Here is a 25,095-nt window from a genome sequence, read left to right as displayed (position 1 = left end):
AAGGGTTTGAGAATTTTGGTGAGAAATCCGGGTTAGGGGTATTTGGGTTGCTGTCTCAGTGATAGGAAGACCCTCAAAAAACAAACTTATTTATTCTGACTACGCAAAAGTCGGAGAATCTCATCTATGCTGGCTTCAAGGTTTCTGATATCTGATTTTATTTGTCGAATATCACCCTTCACTTCTCTCATGTCAGAACCTAAACCAGTTGCTAGGGTCAAGGTTGTTGCTATGGCAACTTGAGAAGTACCTATAGTTCCTGCTTGTATTTTCAGGTTAGCTACATCGTGTGTTAAGTCATTAATTCGTGTATATATGTCGTCAAATCGGATGTCGTTTGTCATGATGTACAGTCGCTAAATTTTCCCTGCTTTTTTTAACTGTTCTTCTACTAATTCGGTAATTCGCTTGCTCATATCTGTTCCTTCTTCAGTACAGAATGCTTTAAATAAGCGTCGATAATCTTCTGGCAAGCTAACCCGTATTTGAACCATATTATTTTTACCTTTCTCCATAAAATTACCTCTATAGCCACTATAGCCAATATTCGTATGAATAGTCATCATTGGCTATATAGCATTTTATTACCATTTAGCCAATATTGTATAACAATTGTCTATCTATTCACTGTAGTCTATACTGGTTGTAGTAGCTGTTGTGGCTATGAAGCCAATTGGTCAAGCATTTGACACCGATAGCTCACTAATTCCTTGTTTTGAAACAACGGGTATCTTTACCAGCTTCCTGACATGATTCAAAAGTGATTTTTTTATCAACAATTTCTTGTTTTATATTCATTACTTTTTGTTTAACTGCTTCTGGTACTATCCCGCCAAATTTACCCAAAGATAATATATCTGGTTTTTCTAATCCAATTGTATATATTTGTCCTTTCAATTGTTTTTGTTGGGCTAATTCTGCTAAATAAGTAATTGCTAAATCTAGACGCTTAACAGCACTGGTTAAAACTGCTTTTGGGGCAACATCTAACTGATCTTTTACATTACCAAAAGCATAAACTCCTTTATCACTAGCTGTTTGTAAAACTGCGGCTGAAGCAGTATCTAACCATTGATAAATTACATCATTCCCAGCCGATATTAGTGCTAGTGTTGCTTCTTTTCCTTTTGATACATCACTCCAATCACCAGTAAATGTAGAAGTTATTTGTATTTTGGGATTAACAGATTTTGCCCCTAATTCAAAACCGCGTAATTCTTGCTGGGTGGCTTCAAATTCCTGCCCAGCTATGTATGCCAATTTGTTAGATTTAGTGACAGAAGCGCCGATAATTCCACATAAATAACTAGCTTGGAGGTTATCTATTCGCAAAGCGGCGATATTATCACCTGTAATAGAACCATTAACAGCAACAAAGGATGTATTTGGAAATTGTGCAGCGACTTGTTCCACAGCCGCATCAAATTGTCCCCCGTGGGCAAATACTACATTGTATCCCTTACGGGCAAAATCTGTTAATACTTCTGTCTGATCTGCTTGGGTGACATTTTCCACATAGGCTATATCTGCACCCAATTTTTGTTTTGCGAGGTTTACACCTTCGTAACCCGATTGATTCCAAGCTTGATCTGTGATAATTCCAGGGAGTGCGATAGCTATTTTAAACTTTTCATCACCACCGGCCGCTGTGGGAGTTGGGTTGGGGTTATTAGCACAGGCTTTTAGCAGTAAACTAGTACCTAATGTTGCTGAACCATACCAGAGAAATTTACGCCGATTTAAGTTAAAAACCATAGAGTCTCCCTCACACACTACTTGAGTTATTTCAATACTTTAAAATTCTGAGTGTTATTTTGGAAGAGGTAGCCTAATTTTTTCTACTTTTGACTAAAGACAGATTCACTCCAAACCAGAATACTGTGATATTAGAAATTAAGTAGAGAAAGAGGTAAAACACATGAGTAATTATAAAGAATTCTTACGTGTCACCCTTGCCATATCTATCATCATAGCGGGAGTTACACACTTTGCTTTTCCTGAACCCTACGTTAAAATTGTACCTCTACAACTTCCTGCGCCTTTAGAATTAGTTTATTTGAGTGGGTTCTATGAAATTATAGGTGGAATTGGTTTATTAGTTCCACCAGTGAGTCAAGCTGCTGCTTGGGGATTGCTTGCCCTGTTTATTGCTGTGTTTCCAGCTAATATTAATATGGCAGTTAATCATATTCAAATTGAATATATACCCGATTCATTTTGGTTTCAAGCTGTGAGACTGCCATTTCAGTTAGTATTAATTGCTTGGGCTTGGTGGTATACTAAACCTACAAATACAGAAAAGCAAGCTTCGATTATTCCTAAGTCATTGATTCCTAACAAATTAGAATAATAAAGTTGTTAGATTTTGTTAAGTTCAGCAGAACAATAGGATTTATTATGAGTGCATCCCAGACATTAAAACAGTTAAATGCAGAATGGATAACACCAGAAAATTTTCAACGTTATGGACAGGTGATATTTCCTAGTGGAGACGGAAAAGCTTTTGATGCTGAGGATGCACTGTTAAATCTGCAAAATGGTATTCCCCGGTTTTATATTATGCGATTGTCCAAAAATGGGCATAAGTTCCACAAAATTACTCGTCATATTCAATGTACTCAATGTTTAGGTTCTTTGGCAGGAAAAGATTGGTTGATGGCGGTTTGTCCACCTGATAATGCAATTAATGAACCTGTGTTAGCAGAACTTGCTGCTTTCCGGATTCCGGGAAATTGTTTTATTAAGTTAGAAGTGGGAACTTGGCACGCGGGGCCATATTTTGAACATGAGTTTGTGGATTTTTATAATTTAGAGTTGAGTGATACAAATGTGGTGGATCATTTCACTCATGATTTTCTCAAAAGTCATCAATTAACGTTTGAAATGATTTACAGCAGAATTCAGGATTCAGGATTCAGGATTCAGGAGTAAAACTGGCTTGGTGTCTAGGTTTCAATTTAGATTTTGTACCTCATTGATCTGCAATCTGCTGTATTAGGAAGAAGATGATAGCAGAAATATATAGATAGCATTTCTCGGTTAAGTTGAGTTACAAGAACCCCAACCCCCTCCCTGCAAGTGTGAGGAAGGGACTATGATGTCTCTCCCTCATTACCTCTTTCACCTTTATTGACAAACTTCGACTAGGGTGTTGGTAAAGTTAGGATAGGAAATAGCAGCAGCTTCGGCACGGTGAATGGTGGTTGTACCGATCGCATTAAGAGCAGCGATCGCTAAACTCATAGCTATACGATGATCTGTATGGCTATCTACGTCAGTTCCCACTAGGGGAGTACCACCAATAATTTCCATCCCATCGGGTAATTCAGTAATTTTAGCGCCCATTTGATTGAGTTGTTGCGCCATCACAGTAATGCGATCGCTCTCTTTGACTCTCAACTCGGCTGCATCCCTAATTATGGTTGTCCCTTCAGCAAAAACCGCAGCTACTGCCAAAATGGGAATTTCATCAATTAATCTCGGTATAATGTCTCCCTCAATGGTGCAGCTTTTTAAGCGACTTGAACGCACCCGCAAATCAGCAACCGGTTCCCCAGCTACTTCGCGCTGATTTTCTAGCTGGATATCTGCTCCCATCATGGCTAAAGCTTCTAAAATCCCCGTGCGTGTTGGGTTCACACCGACATTTTCCACCAGCAAATCCGAACCGGGAACAATAGATCCTGCCACTAACCAAAAGGCTGCTGAACTGATATCACCGGGAACAACAACTTTTTGACCGTATAATTTAGCATTGCCCATCACAGTCACACTGTGGGTTTCCGGGTCTATACTCAATTCTGCCCCAAAAGCCCTTAACATTCGCTCACTGTGATCCCGTGATAAAGCGGGTTCGGTGACGGTAGTTTTACCCTCGGTGTTTAAACCTGCCAGGAGAATACAAGATTTAACTTGAGCCGAAGCAATGGGAGAATGATAGTGAATAGGTTTGAGGGCTTGTCCTTGAATTGCTAAAGGTGCTAAAGAGTTACCTTTGCGTCCCCAGATTTGTGCAGTCATTTGTTGTAAAGGTTTGACAACACGGGACATGGGACGCGATCGCAAGGAATCATCACCTGTAACCGTAAAAAACAGCCCTGGATGGGAAGCTAACAGCCCTAACATCAATCTGATGGTTGTCCCAGAGTTACCCGCATTTAACACATCCACAGGTTCTTGAAAATTGCCCAAACCAATTCCTTTTACCCGGACAAACTCTGTATTTAATTCGGAAATCTCCGCACCTAGCAATCGAAAACAGCTAGCAGTGCTGCGGGGGTCTTCTCCCAACAGGAGTCCTTCAATCTGAGTTTCACCTTCTGCGATCGCACCCAACATCAGAGCGCGGTGGGAAATGGACTTATCCCCAGGAACCCGAATACTACCCTGGAGGGAGAGCATTGAAGGGGAACGCTGAATAATTAACTTATGAGCAGCGTTTTCTTGATTTTCTACGGTTATAACAGCAGCCGACATTAGGATACACTGGCTTTTGAATAGACTAGAAGCTTTTGGGTGACTTGATCTGCTGCCACTTGTAACTTCCTCCCTAGTATCCTATCGCTTTTTGTAGCCATCAACTTATTTAAAGTCAGTATCCGCTCGAATAAGCATCATTTTTCTTTTTTAGCTCCCGCTTCCGCCTTTCTGCATCCTAATTTGTCTAGCTTAACAAATCAGTAGATTCAGTTAATATTGAACAGGCTTGACTCTTTAGTTGCTTAAACTAACCTTCTAGTACGCTACGGCGAAAATAACTATCCAGTGAAAAAAAGTTTATCTTCTCTCCTAGCTCCTGCATAGCTGTCTCCCAGTAGTGTTCATTTGATTTTATTTAATTGCTTCTAGCACTTATCGCTCCCATGCTTACTCATCACCGCAAACCCGTGTGCTTATCAATTATTTCCACTGACTTGCCAGTCTGGTCTGTGGTTGAAACTGCCGGGACATTGTATCAAAAAGATACTGACCGCTTTCATTTACTATTAACTGCACCACCCTTAATTAGCTGTGAAGTAGGAAGTTTTATCAATCCAGAAGAGAACCTTCCTAAAACCATAAACAATCCTGATCTTCCCAGCAGTCCCAGAATTTTGTGGTTGGAAATATCGCCCTATCGCGTCATCATGACTATGCAAGGTAATAGTCAAGTGAGTTACCGTCATTTTTGGGAACAGGGCGTTTATGGCGTTAGTCGTTATTGGTTGCCAGCTGAGTCATTACAACCACACAAGCCACTTCGCTTACGTAATTTTACTAGAAATTTGCACCTCAATGGAAAAACTTTACCAGAGCATTTGCGACTAGAGTACGAATTATGGTCAGAAAAAGTCCAACTGGGAAGCTACATCCTCAATTTGGAAATCCACAACTAATCATTTAGCATATCTCGTTCCTAGTCTCTGACTAGGAATGCTATCACATAGGCTCTGCCTCCTGCCTCCTGCCTCCTTCAATGATAATTAGGTTCATTTCCTGGTTTCCATTTAATATTGCAACCCACACTCGGCTTTTGTTCACTTGTAACTGGTTGATCAGCCAAAACTGCTTCAATAGCTGCTCGTAAATCTGCACCTGTTACCGGTTTATTGTTACTGGGACGACTATCATCTAATTGTCCCCGATAAACTAGTTTATTCTCACTATCAAATAGAAAAAAATCTGGTGTACAAGCTGCTGTATAAGCTTTTGCGGTTGCTTGGGTTTCGTCGTAGCAGAATGGAAACTTAAATCCCAGTTCGGTAGCCATTGCTTTCAATGATTCTGGTGCATCATTGGGATAGTTTTGAGCATCATTGGCACTAATAGCAACAATACCTAAGTTACTGTTGAAGTAATCTTTTCCTAATTGTGCTAACTCTTTTTGTATATGCTTTACAAATGGACAATGCTGACAAATAAATATGACTAGCAATGCTTTTTTGTTGGCAAAATTATTAAGTGAAATTGTTTCCCCAGATACCACTTCGGGTAGATGAAAATCTGGTGCTTTAGTTCCTAGTTGTAACATTGTTGAAGCAGTTAAAACCATAGATCCCCCCTTGCTGAATGTTTACAACATAGCATTAAATTTTTCCAAAAATTCCCAAAATTAAAGACGGAATTTTTCCCGTCTCTCTTCGTTTATAAATTGTTATGTAAGCAAATTTATACTTATTTTTACAGGCTGGACAAAAGACCGAAAACACCATGTCCAGTGAGTGCTTCTAATGCTATCAAAGATATAAAACCAATCATTGCTAACCGACCATTGAGTAGTTCTGAATATTTGGTAAATCCTGTTCTATTGCCCTGCTCGTCTATGTATATCTTTGGTTCAACTGCAAAGTTGTTCATTTTGCCTTGGTCATCTTTAATAGAACCGCTTGTACGCATTAGTTTATTTTCCTGATTTCTTTTATATTAATAAATGTAACATTCAAGTTAATATTTGTAAAGTATTTTCATCTGAGAGAGATAATTTAGATTTTGAGGATGATGCGATCGCGTCCTTGGTTTTTCGCTTCATAAAGTGCCTGATCTGCGGTAATCACGATTTCTTCAGGTCGATTTTCCGCTATGGGAATACAGGTGGCAATGCCAATGCTTAAGGTTACATGATCACATACCCGTGAACGTGGATGAGGAATCTTGACTTGGTGGATGTGTTCCCGAATCGAGTTAGCAATATGAAATGCACCCTCAGCAGTAGTTTCGGGGAGGAGAATTGCAAACTCTTCCCCACCATACCGAGCGACTAAATCATTGGGACGCTGAACATTAATCTTCAGTATCTGGGCAATTTGAATTAAACAAGTATCTCCCATTGGATGTCCATAGGCATCGTTATAAGCTTTAAACTCATCAGCATCACATATAAGTAGAGAAAGTGGCTGTTGAGTGCGAATACATCGTTGCCATTCTTTAAATAATACTTCATCAAAATAACGACGGTTAGCAATTTGTGTTAATCCATCTAAACGTACTTGTTGCTGGAGTTGGAGTTCTAGCTGTTTGCGATCGCTAATTTCCATAACTACAACTCCTACCGCAAAAGGAATATTATCTGCATCCAGGATGGGGAAATATGAAGCTAACCAAGTTCTAAACATACCTGCTTGGTTATGAAATTTAAAACTTATTTCTTGATTTCGCAAAGGTTTTCCCGTGGCGATCACCTGCTGACAAATGTATTCTATCTCTGGAGATAGTTGCGGTAATATTTCTTGAATTTTCTTACCCAGGTGATCAGCAACCGATATCCCGTTAATTTCTGCGATTATTTCATTAACTCGAATATACCTAAGTTCCTGATCCAAAATACACATTCCAATTGAGGCAGATGAAAAAAAGCCATTAAGTTGGGACTCACTGTGTTGCAATGCTGCTGTTCGTTCTTTGATCTTTATTTCTTGTGTAGCTAAGTTCTGCTTCAGAGATAACTCAGCTACTTTTCGTTCATCAATCACAGCTGAAAGCAAAAGTGCAGTGATTGAAAAAACACCTGTAAAGGATTGCAAAAGCATAAACGATTGATATGGTTCATCTTTCACAAATGGGCCATACCCTTGTGAAGTAGCAAAAATAGCGATCGCAGAAACCAAAGTCACAAAAATACTGGAAACAAAATTACCAAAACGAAAAACAGACCATATCAACATAGGGAGCAAAGTGTATTCCAAATGATGTCCGCCCATATATGTGAGCCAGTTTATACATAGAATAATGCTCAATACTACTAGTGTCTCCCCTCTACGGTAATAATATTCTTTTTTATGCAAATAGGTTTTCCATAAAAGTAATGATGGCGTAAATATCAGGTGAGCTAAGGCACTTACCAACCACCATACTAGCCAGCAAATACCATAACTATTCCAAGGAATTGTTCCCATCAAACATGATGCTGTAATTCCCATAGTCGCTGATATAATTGGTGAAGCAACAGCACCCAGAATAAATAAAAAGATGGTATTGACCTGATTAAATATATTTTCATGAGGAGCAAACTTTTTAATTATATAAGTAGCGGCTAAAGGTTGTAGACAATTACCACAAGCACAGATAAGATTCAGTAAAATAAAATTTAAAATTGATAAAGGCGGTGTTAAACTCAATAAATTTTTAGAAAGACCAACTATAGAACCCAAAATAATTCCTGGAAATACCCGATTACCTAATAAAAATACCGCTGCCAAAGTCATTGCTGAAGGAAACCAAACAGATGCAACTTTTCCTGGTAAAGAAGTAAATTCCAAGCTAATTATAACACAAATACTGTAGGCTATTGCTATTAATAAGTTGAGAATAATCAGCTTTTTATCTGTATATTTAAACAACCAATTTGTTCTTTTGATTTGCCACATAGTTTTAATTCATTAAAATTCATGACATTCCCGAAAAAATTGTTCTATTAATATGAATTGAAAATAATTTGTATTAATGCGGATTATAACATAGTCAAATCTTTGTGTATCTGTATAAACAGCTTTATTTTTATCTAAATTCCAGCTTATTTATGGTTTTTTCTGGCAAATTTAAGATTTGTAAAAATTAAAATATATTATCCTGTGATCCTCGCTAGAATAGTAGAATTTGACTTTTAGCGAATCATGAAAGGAACAGGTCAAGTAACTGAATTTCGTTACACAGCACAGCACAAGCCTAATCAGTTAATTTACGGAAATGGGCAAACGGCAGTGATTACAGGGTGGACAGTCAAGCAAGCGATCGCCAAACACCTGCAACCGTCAGATTATGCTGTAATTGGGCAGTTGTATTCGCCCACCAGAGGCATAAACCTGCTAATTCGTAACTTATTATTAAATCCTCATGTTCGTTATTTAGTTATTCTCAACGCTACCAAAGAAGATAAAAATGCAGGTGCATCTCAGTGCTTACTCGATTTTTTCTGCAATGGAGTCGAAGAAAGTTTAAGCGACACTGGACGCAAATCTTGGGTAATTCGTTCTACCATTACTGGATACATTGATATAGATATTGATATAGATGTTTTAGAAAAACTGCGACATTCTATAGAATTTCAAGAAGCTCGATCAATCATAGAAGCAGTTGAGAAAATTAAACATTACTCCCAACAAGAAATAATTGATCCTTGGGGAGTTTCTTTAGAGTTTCCTATGCCTACCGTTGAACCCACAGTTTTACCAGGTTCACGCTATGGACACAGAATAGAAGGTAAAACCATAGCCGAAACTTGGGTAAAAATCATTCATCGCATTAAAACCACAGGCACAATTAGACCAACTGGTTATGATGGTAAATGGCAAGAATTAATAGATTTAATGGCAGTTGTCACCGATGAACCTGCTGATTTTTATTTTCCTGAACCAAATTATTTACCAATAGATAGAAGCTTTTTAGAAGAATACATTTCTCAAATATTAGATGATGCACCGAATCGAGAAGGAGTTAAATACACATATGGTCAACGTTTGCGTTCTTGGTTTGGAAAAGATCAGATTGATCAGGTAATTCAGAAATTAATTGGAGAAATTGATGCTGCTAGTGCAGTCATGACTTTGTGGGATGTGAAGGATCATGAAAAAGGTGGTAGTCCTTGTTTAAATCATATTTGGTTGAGAGTTGTTGATAATGAACTATCGCTAACTGCCACTCTTAGAAGTAATGATATGTTTGCTGCTTGGCCTGCTAATGCAATGGGTTTAAGGGCTTTGCAAAAACATATTCGAGATGAGATTGCTAAACGTTCTGAATATGATTTGAAGATGGGACCACTAATAACTATAAGTCAGTCGGCTCATATATATGATGATACTTGGAGCAATTCTGAACAACTGATTCAAGAACAATATGCTGCAATTTGCAGGAACTTAGATTACTATGATCCAGCAGGTAACTTTTTAATTGAAATTGCAGAAAATAAGATAGTTGTTACACATACAACCCCTGGTAGTGGAGAAATTGTCGGTTGCTATTCTGGTAAAAATCCTTTGAAATTAATCAAAGAAATTTGTGCGGCTTTACCTGCAATACGTCCAGATCATGCAGGATATTTAGGTATAGAATTGCAAAAAGCGGCAAATTGTATTAAAATTGACAAGCCTTATGTTCAAGATCAGTAACCGCTAACAAACAACCATTTTAGAAATGGTTGTAGAAAATTCTAGTGTTTTCCAAAGCTCAGGGAGTATTTCATGTCAGTTTTGAGTTATCAAGATATTATTAGGGAGCTTGGTACAGGTATACTTTTTCATCCTCTTAAACCAGGTAGTATTAAGGCGTGCGATTTATGTCTAACTGCTAGTGAGTATGCTTATTCAACTTTACTTGAGCAACGCTTGACTGTTGAAATAGGGCCAGACAAAGAGAACCCTGCTGAAGAAAAAAAGTTTTTTTATATACCGTCTGGAGATACTGCACTAGTGTGGACTGATGAAGCAGTCGAACTCAGTAATCAATTTCGAGGACCACTTTATTCTGTAGTTAAGTTAGCATCAGAAGGCTTAGGACACATTGGTACAAGAGTAAATCCTAATTGGTCAGGTGTTCTTTGTATAGCACTTCATAATGTTTCAGATAAAGCAGTCCGAATTAATGTAAGAGATGTTGAAAACCCTATCGCTCATTTGGCTATTGAAAAATTAAGTTCCAGGTCTTTAAATGTTGCTCATCGATCAAGTGATGCAAGACTTGATGTACTTATTGGACGGCGTAATGGTCAGGAGATAAACGACTACTTTGCTCAAAAACAAAATACTTGGATGAAACGTGATCGAGATTTACTGAGAAAACTTATGATGGAGTCAGATGAGTATAAAAAACTTAAAAAAAGTGTAAAAGAAACATTACTAGATTTTCTAGGTTTAGATAAACGGGATCGGTGGTCAGCATTGGGAGTTATTATTTCATTAATTGCTTTATTGATTGCAGTGTTCAAACCTTCTTCTTCTTCTTCTTCTTCTAATCTAAATCCAACAATAGATCGTACTCCGCAAGCACAAGTTAACCCAAGTATAACAGTATCTCCAAGCTTAACTAAATAGTACATTTTATTTTCTTTATCAAAAATATTTATATTCAAAATTCATATTTTTGTGAGAAAATTAACCTTTCGTTATTCAATATCGAAAAAAATATAAAAGGTAACTAAATAAAAATGTACAATGTGTATGTGTCTGGTGCTTTGACTGATGTAAAAAAAACAGCAGAAACTAAAGCACTATATGAAAAAATAGGTTTGCTTTGTGAAGAAATTGGTCTTCAATCTTATGTACCACACTTACATACTGATCCAGTAAATAATCCAGATATTACTCCTCGTGAGGTTTTCGATAAAGATAAGCATCAGGTGAGTATATCGGACTTAGTTATTGCTTACCTTGGTTCGCTTTCTTTTGGTGTAGGAATGGAGTTAGCTTATGCAGAGAACAACAAAATTCCTATCATTCTTTTGTATGAAACAGGTAAGCGGATATCAAGATTCCCTCGCGGTATTCCCACTGTGATTGCTGAGATTCAGTTTAATGACTATGAAGATGCTTTAAATCAGTTGAAAAACGTTTTATTAAATTGGAAACAATAGCGGCTAAGATTTTAGTTGCCTGCAAAGTAGTATAGTAAAGTTTAAAATTGAAACATGATGCAAGATATTTGCTTATCTGAGGAATACTATCAAAGACCGACTTGGGATGAATACTTTCTCATGTTGGCTAAACTAGCCGCAACGCGCTCAACTTGTCTTGCGTTTCCAGTGGGTGCTGTAATTGTTAAAAATAAGCAAGTCGTAGCTACAGGTTACAATGGTTCACCATCCGGTTCTGCTCATTGTACAACTCAAGGATATTGCTATCCAGATTTAATTAGTTGTGATGCCAGTAAAACCTTACCATCAAGGGCTGTACACGCGGAAGCAAATGCGATCGCCCAAGCTGCAAAATATGGTATATCTACAGATGGATCTAGTATTTATGTCACATTGGAACCTTGCCTATCTTGTTTAAAGTTAATCATCTCTGCTGGCATCAAAGAAGTGTTTTATGAAACTTCTTTTAATAGTGGAGAAAAAGCCTTGGTGAGAGATTCATTTGTTAACGAAGGCTTAGTTACTATTAATCAGGTTAAACTTTCGGAAGCTATAGCCCAGAAAGCAGCTTTGTTTTTACTAACCTCTACTTCTGTAAGCAATTTGGATATGGTACAAAGTCCTTAAAAAAACTGTGGTAATCCCTGTGATATATAATTACTGGTAGACTTGGGGGCTTATACATACTTAAAACGAGCGCGGCAGGGCTCGAACCTGCGACCGATTGCTTAGAAGGCAATTGCTCTATCCACTGAGCTACGCGCCCAAGAGTAATCTCTGGGTTCTCAAAAAGTCATCATACACCATTATATCTCTTATTCCTAGCAACAAGCAAGATCAAATTGAAAATTTCCCAATCTCAAGACGAAGATCCAAGTCATGAGTCAGTAGATGTAAACTAAAAACTAAACATATGGGATATTCAGGTATATTGTGATGTCAAGGAAGAAATTGACCAATGAGTACTAATGCCTTCTATGGCGTATGCTAGTGAAACATCTGGCAAATGCCTAATTCTCCCATACCATAATATAAATAATTATACTGTCGGCTATGTTGCCCAAGTCCATGACATATTTTTTGTCAAAACAGCCCCTGTGAGGAGTTATTTGCTAGTGCCATGTTTATTCTCAAACGCCAGGATGTTGAAATCTCAACTATTCAGCACCCAACGCGGGATCAGCAGGTGCCGATCCTCCATTATCAGGGGCAAACCTTTCGCCTGATAAGTGTTTTCAAAGCTAGTCAAGAGATTGAAGCCAAAGCGTTGTGGCGTTCTCTTACTGACAATCGAGGTAAAGCCTGTGTCCTACTGGAAGAACCTGAGCGCTTTAGCGTCTGGGGCAAAATCCGCTTAGAACAGCTAGAAAATGATACAGGTAGTCATAGCAATGTTGAAATTTTGACGTTAGCAAGTATTGTGCTGCTGCAAGCTGTTTATCTAGATATCGAAGATTTATTAGGTAATCGGCAAGCAAGTTTATTTGAAAAAGACATAACAGGGATATTACAGCAAAAGCAATTTCCCCAAATATCTTCCTCAGAGGCAGTAAAATCGTTGCTAACTGTTGAGCCTTCACAAATACCTAAACTGCCTTCTTGGCAAGAAACTCATGTGATTATTCTCCTGGAAGAACTGCATCGACTAGGAAAAACTTATTTTGGTGATACCAATTTTGCTCGTCAACTTAAGGATCGGTTACAAGATATGCCTGAAGAAGAGCAATTAGTATTCATCGGTTGGTTAAATCAATCACCACTAGGTAAACTTTGGCAGTAGCATGGATATTATTTGATTACAAACTGTCCATTAGCTCTTGCTTTAGGTGTTAAATGGTGTAACATCCAGTAGATCAACTGCTGTCCACATCATCAAATTGCACCAAAAATACTGCTAGAGTGCATTTACCTAGTTGAGACTTATGAGTAACTCTTACAACAATTCATACCGTTCTAAGTCGATTTTCACTACTCAAAACATCATCTTGGTTGCTACAGGCTGGGCTTTGCTGGCGCTTTTATACTTTTTGTTGTTTAGCGCTAAAATTCCTGGGCCTAATGGCACGGAAAACCGTGGTGATTGGTATGTTTTGGGGACGAATATTTTTGAGGCTTTGGCTTACTTGGGTGCTGGTGTCTTATGCTTAAGAAACTGGCGGAGTACCCAGATTGTCAGTAGTCGAAAGGTTTGGCTATTAATTGGCTTAGGTATGATGGCCTATTTTATTGGAGGGATAATTTTCGGCTATACAGAAGTGGTCTTAAAACAAGACCCGGAAGTATCTTTAGGAGATATATTTTTTGTCCTGAGTTATATATTCCTGGGCGCAGGTATGGCTTTAGCTTTGTTCTCCCGGCGAATTAATCTAGAAAAATGGCAGTGGCTAATTGTAGGCTCAATTGGATTATTAGGCAGTTTTGTCGCCTGGTGGATTTCTCAGACAAATAAAGCGTCTGCTGACGGACTAGATACTCTTATTCAAAAAATAACTTTTGTTTTGAATTGGTTTTATGTAGTTAGTGATGTGCTGCTGTTAATTATTGCGACAATTATGCTGCTGGCCTTTTGGGGAGGAAAAGTTTCTTTATCCTGGCGAATGATTGCAGCGGCGGCATTTTCGCTCTACATTGCAGATATGTGGTTTAAATATGCCACTAATTATGTTCCCGATTACCAAAGTGGAGACATACTAGAAGTGTTCTGGGTATTTAGTGGAGTTTTATTTGGTATGGGCGCTGCTTTAGAATACGAAGCATCAATGAGCCTGAAGCGGCGTACCAGTGGACGCAAACGAAGTTAACAAATTTTGGTGTCTACCGTGAGAAAATTAACAGATTCTGACAAACAAGAGATTCTCAAGCTATATAGAGAAACTGCCGAAACAACCTCGACTTTGGCAGAACGCTATGGTGTGAGTAACTCAACAATTAGCCGATTGCTCAAAAGTACTCTACCAGAAGAAGAGTATGAGTACCTTGTTTCTCTAAAACGTGCTGCTAGAACCCCTGAAGGCAGAGCGCAGGTAAGCTATGAGCAGTTACCTCTGTTGAGTAGTCAATCAGAAGAGATAGAAACAGAACCAGTCAATAGCGATGTCTCTAGCGATCGCAGCGATCGCAGTCGTGTAAAGTTGCCAAAGGTTGAACTACAGCCCCCAGCTATAGAAGAAGAACCTATTTCTGAGCAGTTTCCTCAGCCAATCCCGGCTATTAGAAGGGTGAAAACTCGCTCCTCAGCCACTGAGAAACCGAAACCAGTAGTCAAGGAAATCGAAATTGTCCGACACAAGCCGCCAGAAATCCCCAGCATACCCAGAACCATCCTAGAGGATGAACATCCAGCGGTAAACCTAATTGAGGATATCTTCGACGAAGACTTGCTAGATGAGTCAGATGATTTAGACGATTTAGATGATGATTTGTACGAAGATGAGGAGGACTTTGAGGATGAAGACTACGAAGAACCAACACCTTTAGTCACAAGACGTAAGCCAGGAGAAGCCGCTGTTCAAGTCTTACCCTTTTCGGTGGCTAATTTACCCAAAACTTGCTACTTAGTAATTGACCGTTCTGCGGAATTAATTACCAGACCACTCAAGGATTTTGGCGACTTAGGGACAATCCCCACCATCGAAAACCAACAGAAAACTCTCCCAGTGTTTGATAATCACCGAGTAGCCAAGCGTTTCTCTACTAAGCGCGATCGCGTGATTAAAGTTCCTGACAGTAGAATGCTGCACAAGGCTAGTACCCATCTCCAAGCCAAAGGCATCACCCGACTGTTGATTGATGGTCAAGTCTACTCCCTGTCTTTGGTTTAGTCCTACTAACCCAAAAATTGCAGGTGTAGACAAGCAGAGGAGCAGGTAGAGAGTAGAATTTATCTTCCTGTGAACAAACCCTCCAAGTTTTCTTGACAGACTATGAGAGTTGATGAAAATACTCACTGGCTATAGTATTTTCGTCAGTAGTCAGACCTATCTACAGTGAATTGGCAATTGAGGAAAGAGTTGATCGAACAGAATTCAGGAGTCAGAATTCAGTTGGGGATTCTGTGCGTTTAAGACCCCCCACAAATCTAAGATTTGGTGGTCTTTTTGACAGAAAAAATGGGTTTAAAGCCCCGTTAGCGAGGAAAGAGCATCTTGATTCTGACTCCTGGCTACTGACTCCTGACTCCTTCTTCAATTGCCAATTTCCCCTTCACTATCAACAGCCTTAGCCAAACGATTTGCTAGGTCAATGATGTCCTGTTTACGGGCAATTTGGTCAATCCAGTCTTGAGGAATATTTTCAATACCATAATAAATTCCTGCCAAACCACCAGTCACTGCGGCAGTAGTATCTGTATCTCCGCCTAAATTAACAGCTTTGAGAACTGCTTCGGCATAAGCAGAGGTATTTAACAAACACCACAAAGCTGCCTCTAAAGTATCAATCACATAACCACCAGAGTTAATCTCTTCTATAGGTATTTGAGCAATTTCACCACTAAAAATTCTATCAAAATGGGGTTTTTCTAAAATATATTCACTGCCAGAATAAAAAGACTCAATCTTGCTTAATCCTTGTAAATAAGCTGCTTGGGGTTCAAAACCCGCCAATAGCTCGATCGCAATACTAATATAAATGCCACAGGCCATTTGGGAACGGAGATGACCGTGAGTGATGCAAGAAACTTGATGCACACGCTCTATCAATTCCCTGAAATTTAAGGACTGATAAAAATAAGCCATTGGCAAAATTCGCATTAAAGAACCATTACCATTACTTTTTTCACTAGTACCACCTGCTTTTAAAGGTGACGCTCCCTGTTGCCAATTGAGAATAGCTTGTCTTGTCGTGCCACCAATATCAAAGGCTTCACCGTGAGCAGCCCAGTAACCTTCTTTATACCAACGCCAAAAAGAATTAGCAATTTCTGAGAGAGAAAATCCCTCACAAAGACACTCAGCTAAACACAAAGTTAGTGAACTATCATCTGACCAAGTTCCCGGTGGCTGATTCCACGTACCATAACCCAACATAGTTGTCACCGGAGATATCTTGCGTTCAGCCCTGCTAGTGAACTCCACAGGTACACCCAAGGCATCTCCCACACATACACCCATCAAACCTGATAATATTTTGGCAGGGATCATGATTTCATCTCCAACAACATTCCTCAAACTTTTCAAAACTTAAATTTATCATCTGGAATGCTAAGATATGCCTGTGTAATTATAACTGTCGAAGCAAAACTGGCTGAACTACTAAATCCTAAATATATTGCCTCAATAGCAATCAGGATTTCAGCAAATTAGAAACTTCTCTGGAACTTTTTTATCTGAATATTCGACTTTCAATTTAACAGTAAAACTTCTAAAATTTGGTCAAAATTATGAAACGTTTACTCAAGTCTTTACTCACCATTTCTGCTTTATCTTCTTTAGTAATTGCCCCAGCATTTCTTACCGTTGGTAAAGCATCTGCTGAAACACAAAAGGGTACTGATGCTAGTTATATTGGTGCTGGTGTAGCTGCTGGTGTTACCAATGGCGGTCAAAATAACGATGCTGCTACCTTCGGTGGAAATATTACAGGCCGTGTGAAATTAGGAAATACTCCCTTTTCCGCACGCGGTAATGTTCTCTGGAGTGATGAAACAACTGCTATCATTCCTGAAGTTTCTTTAGATGTACCCATTGCTAATAAAACCAATGCCTTTATTACTGGTGGTTATTCTTTTGTAGAGGCAGATGGTAAACCAACACCTTTGGGTAACAGAGATTCTGTAGTTGTCGGTGCTGGAGTAGAATCTGAAGTTGCTAAAAACTTCCTTGTCTACACCAATGCTAAAGTTGGACTCAAAGCTTATCAAAATAGTGATGCTTCTGCTGTGAGCATCAATGGTGGTCTTGGCTATCGCTTTAGGTAGAAATAAAATTTACTCCAATTGATTGATAAATTTGTCTCAGGGGGGAAATTGCAGGATGAGACTGATACAATACGTTGAGTGAATTGGTGCAATTCAAGGTAATGAAGGCTGTTGGCAAATTCATAAATATGTTTATCTGTCAACAGATAAAAAGTAAGTTATATCGTGTTAAATTACACCTATTTACTAAATGCTGGTTTTATCAAGAGTTAAATCACTGATAAAGCCAGCGTTTTGCCATGTTAAAATTAGATTATTCTTCATAATTCCGACCGAATTTTGGGTGTTCTCATAGCTGAAAAGGTGTTATTAAATTCCTAATTCAGCTTTAACTGATGCATTATTGACAAACATACTACTGTAATGGTTAACTCTGCTCCTTCCCCCGTTAGCAACCGCAAGCCTTCCAAAGTAGAAGGTATCAAAGAAAATAGTAATTTTTTGCGTGAACCTGTAGCTACTGAGATTCTCCAGGACACAACTCACTTTAGTGAAGATGCAATCCAGATTCTCAAGTTTCACGGGTCTTATCAACAAGATAACCGTGATAATCGTGCCAAAGGTCAAGAAAAAGATTATCAGTTTATGCTGCGGACAAAAAATCCTGGTGGGTTAGTACCACCGCAGCTGTATTTGGCTTTGGATCAATTGGCTGATGAATATGGTAATCATACGCTCAGAGCTACGACTCGCCAAGGATTTCAGGTACATGGTATTCTGAAAAAGAATCTGAAGGCAGCGATCGCTACTATTGTCCAAAATTTAGGTTCAACTTTAGGCGCTTGTGGTGACATTAACCGCAACGTCATGGCTCCCCCAGCCCCTTTAAAAAATCGCCCAGAATATGAATATGCTTGGGAATATGCCCAAAATATTGCTGATTTACTCTCTCCCCAAACCGGCGCTTATTATGAAATTTGGTTAGATGGGGAAAAAGCAATTAGTGCAGAAGAACATCCAGATGTCAAAGCTGCAAGACAAAGTAATGGTAACGGTACTATTGTTCATGATTCCGTAGAACCAATCTATGGAACTCACTATATGCCCCGCAAATTTAAAATTTGCGTCACGGTTCCGGGTGATAATTCCGTTGATTTATATTCCCAAGATTTGACTTTGGTTGTCATCACCAATAAAAAAGGCGAATTGCAAGGGTTTGATGTCTTTGCTGGTGGTGGTTTAGGCAGAACGCATAATAAAGAAGAAACCTTTGCCAGAGTTGCCGATCCCATTTGCTATGTAGCCAAGGATGATGTTTATAATCTCGTCAAGGCTATTGTCGCTACTCAGAGAGATTATGGCGATCGCACCGACCGACGACACGCGCGGTTAAAATATCTAATCAATGACTGGGGTGTAGACAAATTCCGCACCCAAGTAGAAGAATATTTTGGTAAAACTGTCGAACCTTTTAAAACCTTACCCAAGTTCAAATATCAGGACTTTTTAGGCTGGAATGAACAAGGCGACGGTAAACTGTTTTTGGGTATTTCTATTGAAAACGGTCGGGTTAAAGATGAAGGTGCATTCCAACTCAAAACCGCTTTACGGGAAATAGTTGAGAAATTCAATCTCCCCATTCGACTGACAGGCAACCAAAATCTGCTATTTTACGAAATTGCCCCAGAAGACAAAGCAGCGATTCAAGAGATTCTTGACCGTTGTGGTATTGTTGCTGACCCCAGCCAAATAGCAGCCCTAACACGCTTTGCTATGGCTTGTCCCGCTTTACCTACCTGCGGATTGGCAATTACCGAATCTGAAAGAGCAATTCCCGGAATTTTAGAAAGAATCCGCGCTTTATTAGATAAATTAGGTTTACAAAAAGACCATTTTGTGGTCAGGATGACCGGTTGCCCTAACGGTTGCGCTCGTCCTTATATGGCTGAATTGGGTTTCGTCGGCAGTGCGCCAGAATCCTATCAAGTTTGGTTAGGTGGTTCACCAGATCAAACGCGTTTGGCTCAACCTATCATTGAGAAACTGCATGACAATGATATTGAAAGCTTCCTAGAACCGATATTTATCTACTTCAAAAAATTCCGCAAAGGAAAAGAGAGTTTTGGTGATTTTTGCGATCGCATGGGTTTTGATGCTATCCGCGAATTTTCAGCCACCTACACACCCGGAGAACCCACCAGCAGCGGTAAATCACGTCATCGGGTCAGTCTGAGAGATGATGTGTATTTACATCTCAAAGAAACAGCCGAAAAGCAAAATCGACCAATGACTGATTTGGTACATGATGCGTTAGATAAGTACTTCCAAAATCTGTAGGCGGATATTCTCACGCAAAAGTTTGCTTTGAAACATAACCCCTCCTCGCACAAAAAGGAGGGGGATTTTAATTTAGCCAACAACTGAGTAGAGTTTTTCGTAAGTACTATGACTAGTGAAAAGTTGATTACATTTCATTTAAATGGAGAGACTCTTATCTTCAAGAAAGTTAATAGTGAATATGGAGGGGAGAGTGTAGCGTTTGGTCTTTTCAAGCAAGACGGAACTTGTCTTGGGAAGAGTTTATGCAGGACTAACAGGTTTAAAGAACGCGTCTGGTATTTATCTGATATAGAAATCTTGCCACAATTTAAGAAACGTGGGTATGGTTCCGAGTTGCTAGAAAAGACTTGTGAAGCTCTGTGGCAAATAGAAAAAATGGATATCCTCTTAGAAAGACCAGGAAACTCTATTGCATCTGATGGTTTTGATAGAAAGGCTTGGTATGAAAAGCATGGTTTTATCCCACATCCAAACCCAGACATAACTTTTATGTGGCGCGAATTGCCATAATTCTTTAAATTCTTGAGTGCTTTATATTCGTCTTGGAAAAACTGTATTACGCATCCATGTATCTATTATCGCTTGAGTTTACCAGGTTGAATAATCTGTGCAGCAGTCAAACTGAATCCTGGGAAATTTGGTGATATTGTTTTGAGGATGAGAAAGAAAGACTTGACATATACCAGTCGCTTATGGTATTCTTGTACTATAGAATAATTCGCTATTATAATTTAATTGCAATTTTATATTAGAGTGTATTATCTAAATGTTAGAGTTTAGTACGACTCATATAGAGCTTATATGAAGTCGAAATGAAATTTTATTATCAACGATAATAGTAGTTTGTTTGAGGAACTAATATGGCTACAGTATTTGATGTTGCTCGTTATATCCTTGAAAAACAGGGTGAAATTACATCAATGAAACTTCAAAAGCTTGTCTACTATAGTCAAGCATGGAATTTAGTATGGGACGAGTCTGAGTTGTTTGAAGAAAGAATTGAGGCTTGGGCTAACGGAGCAGTAGTTCGAGATTTATATAACGTTCATAAAGGTAAGTTTAAGGTCAATACAGAATCTTTTAGTGAAGGAAATAGCGGTGTACTTACAGATAGCGAAAAAGAGAATATAGATAAGGTACTAGATTTTTATGGAGGTTATACAGCACAGCAACTTAGTGACATTAATCATCAAGAAGATCCTTGGAAAAATGCAAGAGGTGATCTAGCACCTATGGCAAGCTGTAACCATGAAATAACTAGAGATGCAATTTTTGAATATCATTCTGGAATTTGGAATGAACCAGAAGAAGATGAGTAAGAGAGAAGATCGAATTAAGCGCGACAATGAGAAAAAATTAAAAGAACAACAAAAAAAAGTTAGACTGCTACAAGATATTGAAGTATCAAGTAAGTTAATTCGGGCTACTGAGAAACCTGACTTAAGAAAAATACCGAGAAGCGGTGACGCTGATGCTTATGATTATAAAAAGCATTATTTTTCATGGTGTGTATCAGAAGCTGATCAGGAAGGGGTATGGAGTTGGGGCGAAGCAAGGAAATGGGAAAAAGAAGAAATTGAGCCTCATCTTAAGTCTTTGCAGAATAATTCATGGCAAGAGGTTGAAACACAAACATATAACGGTGCATCCAATTATAGAAAGAGACTAAATAAGCACCAACCGCTCAACTCTATTTGCGATGAAGCTCAACAACGTTGGAAAGATTTTGAAACAATCTCACAGTTTGAGGAATTGTTTAGGTTGAGATTGGGTACCAGCGAAAGAATCTGGGGAGTTAGAGTACAACATCATTTTTTCACAGTTTGGTACGAGCGATATCACCAAATATGCCCAGTTGATGGTGACTAGTGCAATAGTTTAGTTTTCTTTAGGCATCTCAACTTTCATAGAAATTGATGCGAGAGAATCCAAACTATTCGCGGTGGAATTCAATCCTTCTACCATTGACTGGTTGCACTGGACGAGCATTTACCTGATATAAACTTTGGAAAGCTTCAATTTGCTCTTCTGAAACTTGAATAGGTTCTGCCAGCACATTCCATTTAACGCTTTCGCTGCATGGTGGTGTAGTCAGTGAACCAGTATAGCTGAAATAAGCTTTATTCTTAGGTAATAAATTGGCAGCGTTAATGCTGGAATTTTGAACAGTATTGTTTTTTCCCGCAGCCGGAATATGTGTCCAAATTTGCTCAATCAAGGGATTAGCTGTACCTTTTGTCATCATGATTCCGACAACTGCTAGTTGATCTTTTTCATTTCGATGTACCAAGTGTAGTTCCAGTGCCGATGCTTTGCCACTAATAGTATGTTCACTTGGTGTGTGGAAATGAAACTGAAGGAGTTCATATTTCTCACCGTTTATATTAACAGTGCTACCTGGTTTGTAATTTACTTGCACCGTGTGACCGTTATTAACTACTGATAAAGGTGTCGGTTTATAGTTAAACTCTATATTTATAGGAGTGCCTTGGACAGCATCATCAATATTAATGGGAGATTGATCTCTTCCTAGTTCACAAGTCGCAAAATCAGTACTGAGTTGGCTCCATTGAGTGGGATTAGCTGCACCTCCATAACTCCAGTGTGGCGTTTTCTCATCAGCTAAAACTTGTAGAGAAAATACAGTGGTAAAGAATATCGGAAATATGAAAAAAAGAAAATTTTTTATTTTCACGCGCTTAAATATTGCAAATCTTGATGCAGACAATAAATCAAAAATCATTATCCTGTAAATCCTTAAATCTTGTAAATCCTGATTCAGATAGATTATGTCTCAACTCCAACGCATTACTATTCAACCTTCCCAACTCCAACAAGGACAAATTTCATTTACCCCCCAACAACAACATTATTTATTGCGGGTTCTGCGCTTGCATGCAGGGGATAAATTTATTGCTATGGATGGCATGGGTAAATGGTGGTTAGCACAGGTAGCAGGGGAACAGGGACAGGTCTTAGAAGCATTACAAGTAGAAACAGAGTTACCTGTATCTATAACTTTGATGGTGGCTTTACCGAAAGGAAATGGTTTTGATGATGTTGTCCGGTGTTGTACAGAGTTGGGTGTAGCTTGTATTCTACCGCTTTTGAGCGATCGCACTTTACTCAATCCTAGTCCTCAAAAACTTGAACGCTGGCGACGCATTGCCGCCGAAGCCGCCGAACAATCAGAGCGTTCTTTTGTCCCAACCATCTTAGAACCTATAGCTTTTAGTAAAGCTGTCAATGAATGTGAAGCTAATCAGCGTTTTATTTGTGAAGCCCGTGGTCACTATCTACATTTAGCAAAGGTAATAGATAATAACTTATCTGGAGAAATTGCGATCGCTACAGGCCCAGAAGGAGGATGGACAGATCAAGAAATTGAACTAGCACAACAAGCAGAATTTCAGCCTATTTCCCTTGGTCGTCGCATCCTACGGGCAGTCACCGCACCAATTATTGCCATATCCTTAATTGCCTCTGCTTGTGAAGTATAAAGGATATATCTCACGCAAAACAATAACAATTTTCTTTGCATCTTGGCGCGAGATATCCATTCAGATTTATTAAAAGTCATGCTGGAAGAAGTCACCGCTGCCTTTGAACGCAAAGACTATCAAACCGCAGCCACATTACTCAAACCCCTACTCAAAGAATCCCCAGAAAATCCTTGGGTACAACTTTATCTAGGTCGCTTGCAAGAAGTTTCTGGAAAGCGACAGCAAGCAGAAAAAATTTATCGTCAACTACTACGAGTAACAAGCCATAACAAAATCTTGGTACAAGCACGTCAAGGTTTGCAGCGTCTCGAAGAAATCAAGCAAGAAGAAAAACAAAGAGCTATTTCCCAAGCCACAGCAGAACCAACTAACACCGAACAGGGAATATTAATATTAGAACCCATTAGTAACGAACTCAAAACCATAGCTGCGCCAAAACTAGCCCAGATTATGCATATAGACTCCTACACAGCTAGGTTAATACTACCAAGTCGCAGTTGGAGAGTATACCGCAACGGCAAAGTTGGCGAACTTCAATTTTATGGCACACAGATACAGCAGGCGGGAATTCCCTGTTTCTGGTTGACAATTCCACAAATTCAGCAAATTCAAGTATTTCAAGTTCAATATTTTTCAGAATTGCAACCAAAACCCACAGTGATTTGTCGCAATGCAGAAAATCAACTTGGTTCGTTCAGTTTTGACTGGTCAGAAGTCACAGATAGAGTTATTGGGCTGTTACCAATTTTTGAACAGGTTGTAGATGTGAACGCCCGTCATCAACTAGAACGCAAAACCCAAACTCAAGACTATGCCCAATTCTGTGATTTACATTTACCTAACAGAAATAGCATTTTGCGAATTTATGACCAAGGCTATGAATATCAACAAGGTTTAGAAATTACGCCCCAAGCCAATCAAAACACAATTAGAATCAACTGGAATAGTTTGATCAACTGGGTTGAACATCAACTACCGCAAGCCAAAATCTGGTCAGATTTTAAATCTTTTGGAGAAACAGTATTAGATAAATCAGAAATGCTGAATCAAATTCACTCTCACATTCACTTATTCCGGCGAGAAAAAAGCAATTGGGATTCAGCATTTCACTTATATAGTGGAATCATATTTCTTAAAAAGGCATCAACAAATTCACAGGGCATGGAAATCAAAACAAAATTTTAGATTTTAGATTTTGCATTAAATAATTCAAAATGCTTAATCTTAGCAAGGATTTGAGCCAGCTATGTGCAAGCAAGAAATCAATCTAAAATAGTCAATTTAAAATCCAAACTCAAGTTATTAATGCCCTATCGCCAAACTTATCCAGGAGTTTTCACCTGACGCGCCATATCTAGATAGGTATTCATATTTGCTCCAGGACGGCGACGACCATTAGAAGAAGAAGGAACTAAATACTTGGGTGCAAAGGTAGTCTCAGCTGGAACTGGTACTTTAGCGGGTTCTGCTTTGGCTTTAGTTGCTACTGGTTTAGCTTTGGCTGCTGGTGCTTTAGCAGGTTCTGGTTTGACTGCTGGTGCTACTGGTTTAGCTTCTGTCACTTCTTCCTTCAGTTGTAAGTAGTAACCATTATCTTTCTTCCCAAACAGTCCAGTGATAAAACCCAAAATTCCCGCGATTAAATTTTTGATAAATCCAAACATGACAATTCCTCCTGTGTTTAAATATCTTGCAATATCAACGTAATTATTAATTATTGCCCTAAAATGTTACATTTTGTTGCCATAATTGCTTCCGGTCAGAATCCCTACACATTTCTACTTATCAAATTGTAGTCACACTATAGGACAACTGTTATCACCTCATTACAACTACTGGCAACTTGTAAATAC

27 protein-coding genes and 1 tRNA gene are annotated in these 25,095 nt (G+C 38.8%); 17 read left to right on the top strand and 11 right to left on the bottom strand.

Annotated elements, in window-relative coordinates; genetic code table 11:
- Window positions 1-86: 86 nt before the first annotated feature.
- The 3 genes from AC012T_RS25975 to AC012T_RS25965 form a co-directional block, all read right to left on the bottom strand.
- On the bottom strand, window positions 87-344 hold the full coding sequence (locus AC012T_RS25975; protein ID WP_487062122.1) for a hypothetical protein: 258 nt from the start codon (window positions 342-344) through the stop codon (window positions 87-89).
- A 12-nt stretch (window positions 345-356) separates the two neighbouring features.
- A complete protein-coding gene (locus tag AC012T_RS25970) occupies window positions 357-566 on the bottom strand; it encodes a hypothetical protein (RefSeq protein WP_487062120.1) in 210 nt (69 codons plus the stop codon).
- Between the two features lie 136 nt (window positions 567-702).
- Window positions 703-1,755: a BMP family protein gene (locus AC012T_RS25965; RefSeq protein ID WP_487062118.1), complete on the bottom strand. Its 1,053-nt coding sequence runs from the start codon at window positions 1,753-1,755 to the stop codon at window positions 703-705.
- 163 nt (window positions 1,756-1,918) lie between these two features.
- On the opposite strand from AC012T_RS25965, the gene AC012T_RS25960 reads away from it, so the two are divergent.
- On the top strand, window positions 1,919-2,350 hold the full coding sequence (locus tag AC012T_RS25960) for a DoxX family protein (protein ID WP_487062116.1): 432 nt from the start codon (window positions 1,919-1,921) through the stop codon (window positions 2,348-2,350).
- 47 nt (window positions 2,351-2,397) lie between these two features.
- Window positions 2,398-2,931, top strand: coding sequence for an ureidoglycolate lyase (locus tag AC012T_RS25955; protein ID WP_487062114.1), 534 nt, complete (start codon window positions 2,398-2,400; stop codon window positions 2,929-2,931).
- Between the two features lie 195 nt (window positions 2,932-3,126).
- Here AC012T_RS25955 and aroA read toward each other — a convergent pair whose 3' ends face one another.
- The gene (aroA, locus tag AC012T_RS25950) at window positions 3,127-4,476 is read right to left on the bottom strand and encodes a 3-phosphoshikimate 1-carboxyvinyltransferase (protein WP_487062112.1); all 1,350 of its coding nucleotides are present in this window, start codon (window positions 4,474-4,476) and stop codon (window positions 3,127-3,129) included.
- A gap of 386 nt (window positions 4,477-4,862) precedes the next feature.
- Between aroA and AC012T_RS25945 the strand changes: the two genes are divergently transcribed.
- On the top strand, window positions 4,863-5,375 hold the full coding sequence (locus tag AC012T_RS25945; RefSeq protein WP_487066774.1) for a hypothetical protein: 513 nt from the start codon (window positions 4,863-4,865) through the stop codon (window positions 5,373-5,375).
- A 77-nt stretch (window positions 5,376-5,452) separates the two neighbouring features.
- Here the strand turns inward: AC012T_RS25945 and AC012T_RS25940 are convergent, their stop codons facing one another.
- From AC012T_RS25940 to AC012T_RS25930, 3 genes are all read right to left on the bottom strand, one after another.
- Window positions 5,453-6,031, bottom strand: a complete 579-nt coding sequence (locus tag AC012T_RS25940) for a thioredoxin family protein (RefSeq protein ID WP_487062110.1) — start codon at window positions 6,029-6,031, stop codon at window positions 5,453-5,455.
- A 128-nt stretch (window positions 6,032-6,159) separates the two neighbouring features.
- Entirely contained in the window at window positions 6,160-6,375 is a 216-nt protein-coding gene (locus AC012T_RS25935; RefSeq protein WP_487062108.1) for a high light inducible protein, read from the bottom strand.
- Window positions 6,376-6,461: 86 nt separating this feature from the next.
- Window positions 6,462-8,342 (bottom strand): MASE1 domain-containing protein, encoded by a 1,881-nt coding sequence (locus AC012T_RS25930; RefSeq protein ID WP_487062106.1) that lies wholly within the window; start codon window positions 8,340-8,342, stop codon window positions 6,462-6,464.
- Between the two features lie 246 nt (window positions 8,343-8,588).
- Here AC012T_RS25930 and AC012T_RS25925 point away from each other — a divergent pair, with 246 nt between their 5' ends.
- The 4 genes from AC012T_RS25925 to AC012T_RS25910 all read left to right on the top strand — a co-directional run bounded on the left by AC012T_RS25925 (window position 8,589) and on the right by AC012T_RS25910 (window position 12,169).
- The gene (locus AC012T_RS25925) at window positions 8,589-10,082 is read left to right on the top strand and encodes a thymidylate synthase (protein ID WP_487062104.1); all 1,494 of its coding nucleotides are present in this window, start codon (window positions 8,589-8,591) and stop codon (window positions 10,080-10,082) included.
- Between the two features lie 72 nt (window positions 10,083-10,154).
- Complete coding sequence (locus tag AC012T_RS25920; RefSeq protein WP_487062102.1) at window positions 10,155-11,003, top strand: dCTP deaminase/dUTPase family protein; 849 nt, start codon at window positions 10,155-10,157, stop codon at window positions 11,001-11,003.
- 113 nt (window positions 11,004-11,116) lie between these two features.
- Window positions 11,117-11,542, top strand: coding sequence for an XRE family transcriptional regulator (locus tag AC012T_RS25915; RefSeq protein ID WP_487062100.1), 426 nt, complete (start codon window positions 11,117-11,119; stop codon window positions 11,540-11,542).
- A gap of 54 nt (window positions 11,543-11,596) precedes the next feature.
- A complete protein-coding gene (locus AC012T_RS25910) occupies window positions 11,597-12,169 on the top strand; it encodes a deoxycytidylate deaminase (RefSeq protein ID WP_487062098.1) in 573 nt (190 codons plus the stop codon).
- Window positions 12,170-12,235: 66 nt separating this feature from the next.
- Here the strand turns inward: AC012T_RS25910 and AC012T_RS25905 are convergent.
- Window positions 12,236-12,308: transfer RNA gene (locus AC012T_RS25905), tRNA-Arg, on the bottom strand.
- A gap of 354 nt (window positions 12,309-12,662) precedes the next feature.
- On the opposite strand from AC012T_RS25905, the gene AC012T_RS25900 reads away from it, so the two are divergent.
- The 3 genes from AC012T_RS25900 to AC012T_RS25890 all read left to right on the top strand — a co-directional run bounded on the left by AC012T_RS25900 (window position 12,663) and on the right by AC012T_RS25890 (window position 15,363).
- Window positions 12,663-13,322 (top strand): Npun_F0813 family protein, encoded by a 660-nt coding sequence (locus AC012T_RS25900; protein ID WP_487062096.1) that lies wholly within the window; start codon window positions 12,663-12,665, stop codon window positions 13,320-13,322.
- A gap of 142 nt (window positions 13,323-13,464) precedes the next feature.
- A complete protein-coding gene (locus tag AC012T_RS25895; RefSeq protein WP_487062094.1) occupies window positions 13,465-14,343 on the top strand; it encodes a hypothetical protein in 879 nt (292 codons plus the stop codon).
- An 18-nt stretch (window positions 14,344-14,361) separates the two neighbouring features.
- Window positions 14,362-15,363: a transposase gene (locus AC012T_RS25890; protein ID WP_487062092.1), complete on the top strand. Its 1,002-nt coding sequence runs from the start codon at window positions 14,362-14,364 to the stop codon at window positions 15,361-15,363.
- Window positions 15,364-15,726: 363 nt separating this feature from the next.
- Here AC012T_RS25890 and AC012T_RS25885 read toward each other — a convergent pair whose 3' ends face one another.
- Window positions 15,727-16,683: an ADP-ribosylglycohydrolase family protein gene (locus AC012T_RS25885; RefSeq protein WP_487062090.1), complete on the bottom strand. Its 957-nt coding sequence runs from the start codon at window positions 16,681-16,683 to the stop codon at window positions 15,727-15,729.
- Between the two features lie 239 nt (window positions 16,684-16,922).
- On the opposite strand from AC012T_RS25885, the gene AC012T_RS25880 reads away from it, so the two are divergent.
- The 5 genes from AC012T_RS25880 to AC012T_RS25860 all read left to right on the top strand — a co-directional run bounded on the left by AC012T_RS25880 (window position 16,923) and on the right by AC012T_RS25860 (window position 21,608).
- Window positions 16,923-17,459, top strand: a complete 537-nt coding sequence (locus tag AC012T_RS25880) for a hypothetical protein (RefSeq protein ID WP_487062088.1) — start codon at window positions 16,923-16,925, stop codon at window positions 17,457-17,459.
- A gap of 363 nt (window positions 17,460-17,822) precedes the next feature.
- Window positions 17,823-19,736: a sulfite reductase, ferredoxin dependent gene (gene sir, locus AC012T_RS25875; protein ID WP_487062086.1), complete on the top strand. Its 1,914-nt coding sequence runs from the start codon at window positions 17,823-17,825 to the stop codon at window positions 19,734-19,736.
- Between the two features lie 108 nt (window positions 19,737-19,844).
- Window positions 19,845-20,249: a GNAT family N-acetyltransferase gene (locus AC012T_RS25870; protein WP_487062084.1), complete on the top strand. Its 405-nt coding sequence runs from the start codon at window positions 19,845-19,847 to the stop codon at window positions 20,247-20,249.
- Between the two features lie 350 nt (window positions 20,250-20,599).
- Window positions 20,600-21,058 (top strand): Panacea domain-containing protein, encoded by a 459-nt coding sequence (locus tag AC012T_RS25865; protein WP_487062082.1) that lies wholly within the window; start codon window positions 20,600-20,602, stop codon window positions 21,056-21,058.
- Window positions 21,012-21,608 (top strand): hypothetical protein, encoded by a 597-nt coding sequence (locus AC012T_RS25860; protein WP_487062080.1) that lies wholly within the window; start codon window positions 21,012-21,014, stop codon window positions 21,606-21,608. The genes AC012T_RS25865 and AC012T_RS25860 overlap by 47 nt, the downstream gene beginning before the upstream one ends.
- A 64-nt stretch (window positions 21,609-21,672) precedes the next feature.
- Here AC012T_RS25860 and AC012T_RS25855 read toward each other — a convergent pair whose 3' ends face one another.
- Window positions 21,673-22,434 (bottom strand): carbonic anhydrase, encoded by a 762-nt coding sequence (locus AC012T_RS25855; protein ID WP_487062078.1) that lies wholly within the window; start codon window positions 22,432-22,434, stop codon window positions 21,673-21,675.
- Between the two features lie 94 nt (window positions 22,435-22,528).
- On the opposite strand from AC012T_RS25855, the gene AC012T_RS25850 reads away from it, so the two are divergent.
- Entirely contained in the window at window positions 22,529-23,239 is a 711-nt protein-coding gene (locus tag AC012T_RS25850) for a 16S rRNA (uracil(1498)-N(3))-methyltransferase (protein WP_487062076.1), read from the top strand.
- A 78-nt stretch (window positions 23,240-23,317) separates the two neighbouring features.
- Window positions 23,318-24,427, top strand: coding sequence for a tetratricopeptide repeat protein (locus tag AC012T_RS25845; protein WP_487066772.1), 1,110 nt, complete (start codon window positions 23,318-23,320; stop codon window positions 24,425-24,427).
- A gap of 137 nt (window positions 24,428-24,564) precedes the next feature.
- On the opposite strand, the gene AC012T_RS25840 is transcribed toward AC012T_RS25845, so the two are convergent.
- Window positions 24,565-24,906, bottom strand: coding sequence for a hypothetical protein (locus tag AC012T_RS25840; RefSeq protein ID WP_487062074.1), 342 nt, complete (start codon window positions 24,904-24,906; stop codon window positions 24,565-24,567).
- Between the last annotated feature and the right edge of the window lie 189 nt (window positions 24,907-25,095).

The sequence above is a fragment of the Anabaena sp. EIM26 genome (genome assembly GCF_057568715.1).
Note: the sequence above shows the minus strand (reverse complement) of the source record. Positions and strands in the feature narration are given on the sequence as shown.

What these genes read in the sequence shown, in the direction of transcription:
- AC012T_RS25975 (WP_487062122.1), bottom strand. Translation starts at nt 344, where the DNA reads ATGACAAACGACATCCGATTTGACGACATATATACACGAATTAATGAC.
- AC012T_RS25970 (WP_487062120.1), bottom strand. Translation starts at nt 566, where the DNA reads ATGATGACTATTCATACGAATATTGGCTATAGTGGCTATAGAGGTAAT.
- AC012T_RS25965 (WP_487062118.1), bottom strand. Translation starts at nt 1,755, where the DNA reads ATGGTTTTTAACTTAAATCGGCGTAAATTTCTCTGGTATGGTTCAGCA.
- AC012T_RS25960 (WP_487062116.1), top strand. Translation starts at nt 1,919, where the DNA reads ATGAGTAATTATAAAGAATTCTTACGTGTCACCCTTGCCATATCTATC.
- AC012T_RS25955 (WP_487062114.1), top strand. Translation starts at nt 2,398, where the DNA reads ATGAGTGCATCCCAGACATTAAAACAGTTAAATGCAGAATGGATAACA.
- aroA (WP_487062112.1), bottom strand. Translation starts at nt 4,476, where the DNA reads ATGTCGGCTGCTGTTATAACCGTAGAAAATCAAGAAAACGCTGCTCAT.
- AC012T_RS25945 (WP_487066774.1), top strand. Translation starts at nt 4,863, where the DNA reads ATGCTTACTCATCACCGCAAACCCGTGTGCTTATCAATTATTTCCACT.
- AC012T_RS25940 (WP_487062110.1), bottom strand. Translation starts at nt 6,031, where the DNA reads ATGGTTTTAACTGCTTCAACAATGTTACAACTAGGAACTAAAGCACCA.
- AC012T_RS25935 (WP_487062108.1), bottom strand. Translation starts at nt 6,375, where the DNA reads ATGCGTACAAGCGGTTCTATTAAAGATGACCAAGGCAAAATGAACAAC.
- AC012T_RS25930 (WP_487062106.1), bottom strand. Translation starts at nt 8,342, where the DNA reads ATGTGGCAAATCAAAAGAACAAATTGGTTGTTTAAATATACAGATAAA.
- AC012T_RS25925 (WP_487062104.1), top strand. Translation starts at nt 8,589, where the DNA reads ATGAAAGGAACAGGTCAAGTAACTGAATTTCGTTACACAGCACAGCAC.
- AC012T_RS25920 (WP_487062102.1), top strand. Translation starts at nt 10,155, where the DNA reads ATGTCAGTTTTGAGTTATCAAGATATTATTAGGGAGCTTGGTACAGGT.
- AC012T_RS25915 (WP_487062100.1), top strand. Translation starts at nt 11,117, where the DNA reads ATGTACAATGTGTATGTGTCTGGTGCTTTGACTGATGTAAAAAAAACA.
- AC012T_RS25910 (WP_487062098.1), top strand. Translation starts at nt 11,597, where the DNA reads ATGATGCAAGATATTTGCTTATCTGAGGAATACTATCAAAGACCGACT.
- AC012T_RS25900 (WP_487062096.1), top strand. Translation starts at nt 12,663, where the DNA reads ATGTTTATTCTCAAACGCCAGGATGTTGAAATCTCAACTATTCAGCAC.
- AC012T_RS25895 (WP_487062094.1), top strand. Translation starts at nt 13,465, where the DNA reads ATGAGTAACTCTTACAACAATTCATACCGTTCTAAGTCGATTTTCACT.
- AC012T_RS25885 (WP_487062090.1), bottom strand. Translation starts at nt 16,683, where the DNA reads ATGATCCCTGCCAAAATATTATCAGGTTTGATGGGTGTATGTGTGGGA.
- AC012T_RS25880 (WP_487062088.1), top strand. Translation starts at nt 16,923, where the DNA reads ATGAAACGTTTACTCAAGTCTTTACTCACCATTTCTGCTTTATCTTCT.
- sir (WP_487062086.1), top strand. Translation starts at nt 17,823, where the DNA reads ATGGTTAACTCTGCTCCTTCCCCCGTTAGCAACCGCAAGCCTTCCAAA.
- AC012T_RS25870 (WP_487062084.1), top strand. Translation starts at nt 19,845, where the DNA reads ATGACTAGTGAAAAGTTGATTACATTTCATTTAAATGGAGAGACTCTT.
- AC012T_RS25865 (WP_487062082.1), top strand. Translation starts at nt 20,600, where the DNA reads ATGGCTACAGTATTTGATGTTGCTCGTTATATCCTTGAAAAACAGGGT.
- AC012T_RS25850 (WP_487062076.1), top strand. Translation starts at nt 22,529, where the DNA reads ATGTCTCAACTCCAACGCATTACTATTCAACCTTCCCAACTCCAACAA.
- AC012T_RS25845 (WP_487066772.1), top strand. Translation starts at nt 23,318, where the DNA reads ATGCTGGAAGAAGTCACCGCTGCCTTTGAACGCAAAGACTATCAAACC.
- AC012T_RS25840 (WP_487062074.1), bottom strand. Translation starts at nt 24,906, where the DNA reads ATGTTTGGATTTATCAAAAATTTAATCGCGGGAATTTTGGGTTTTATC.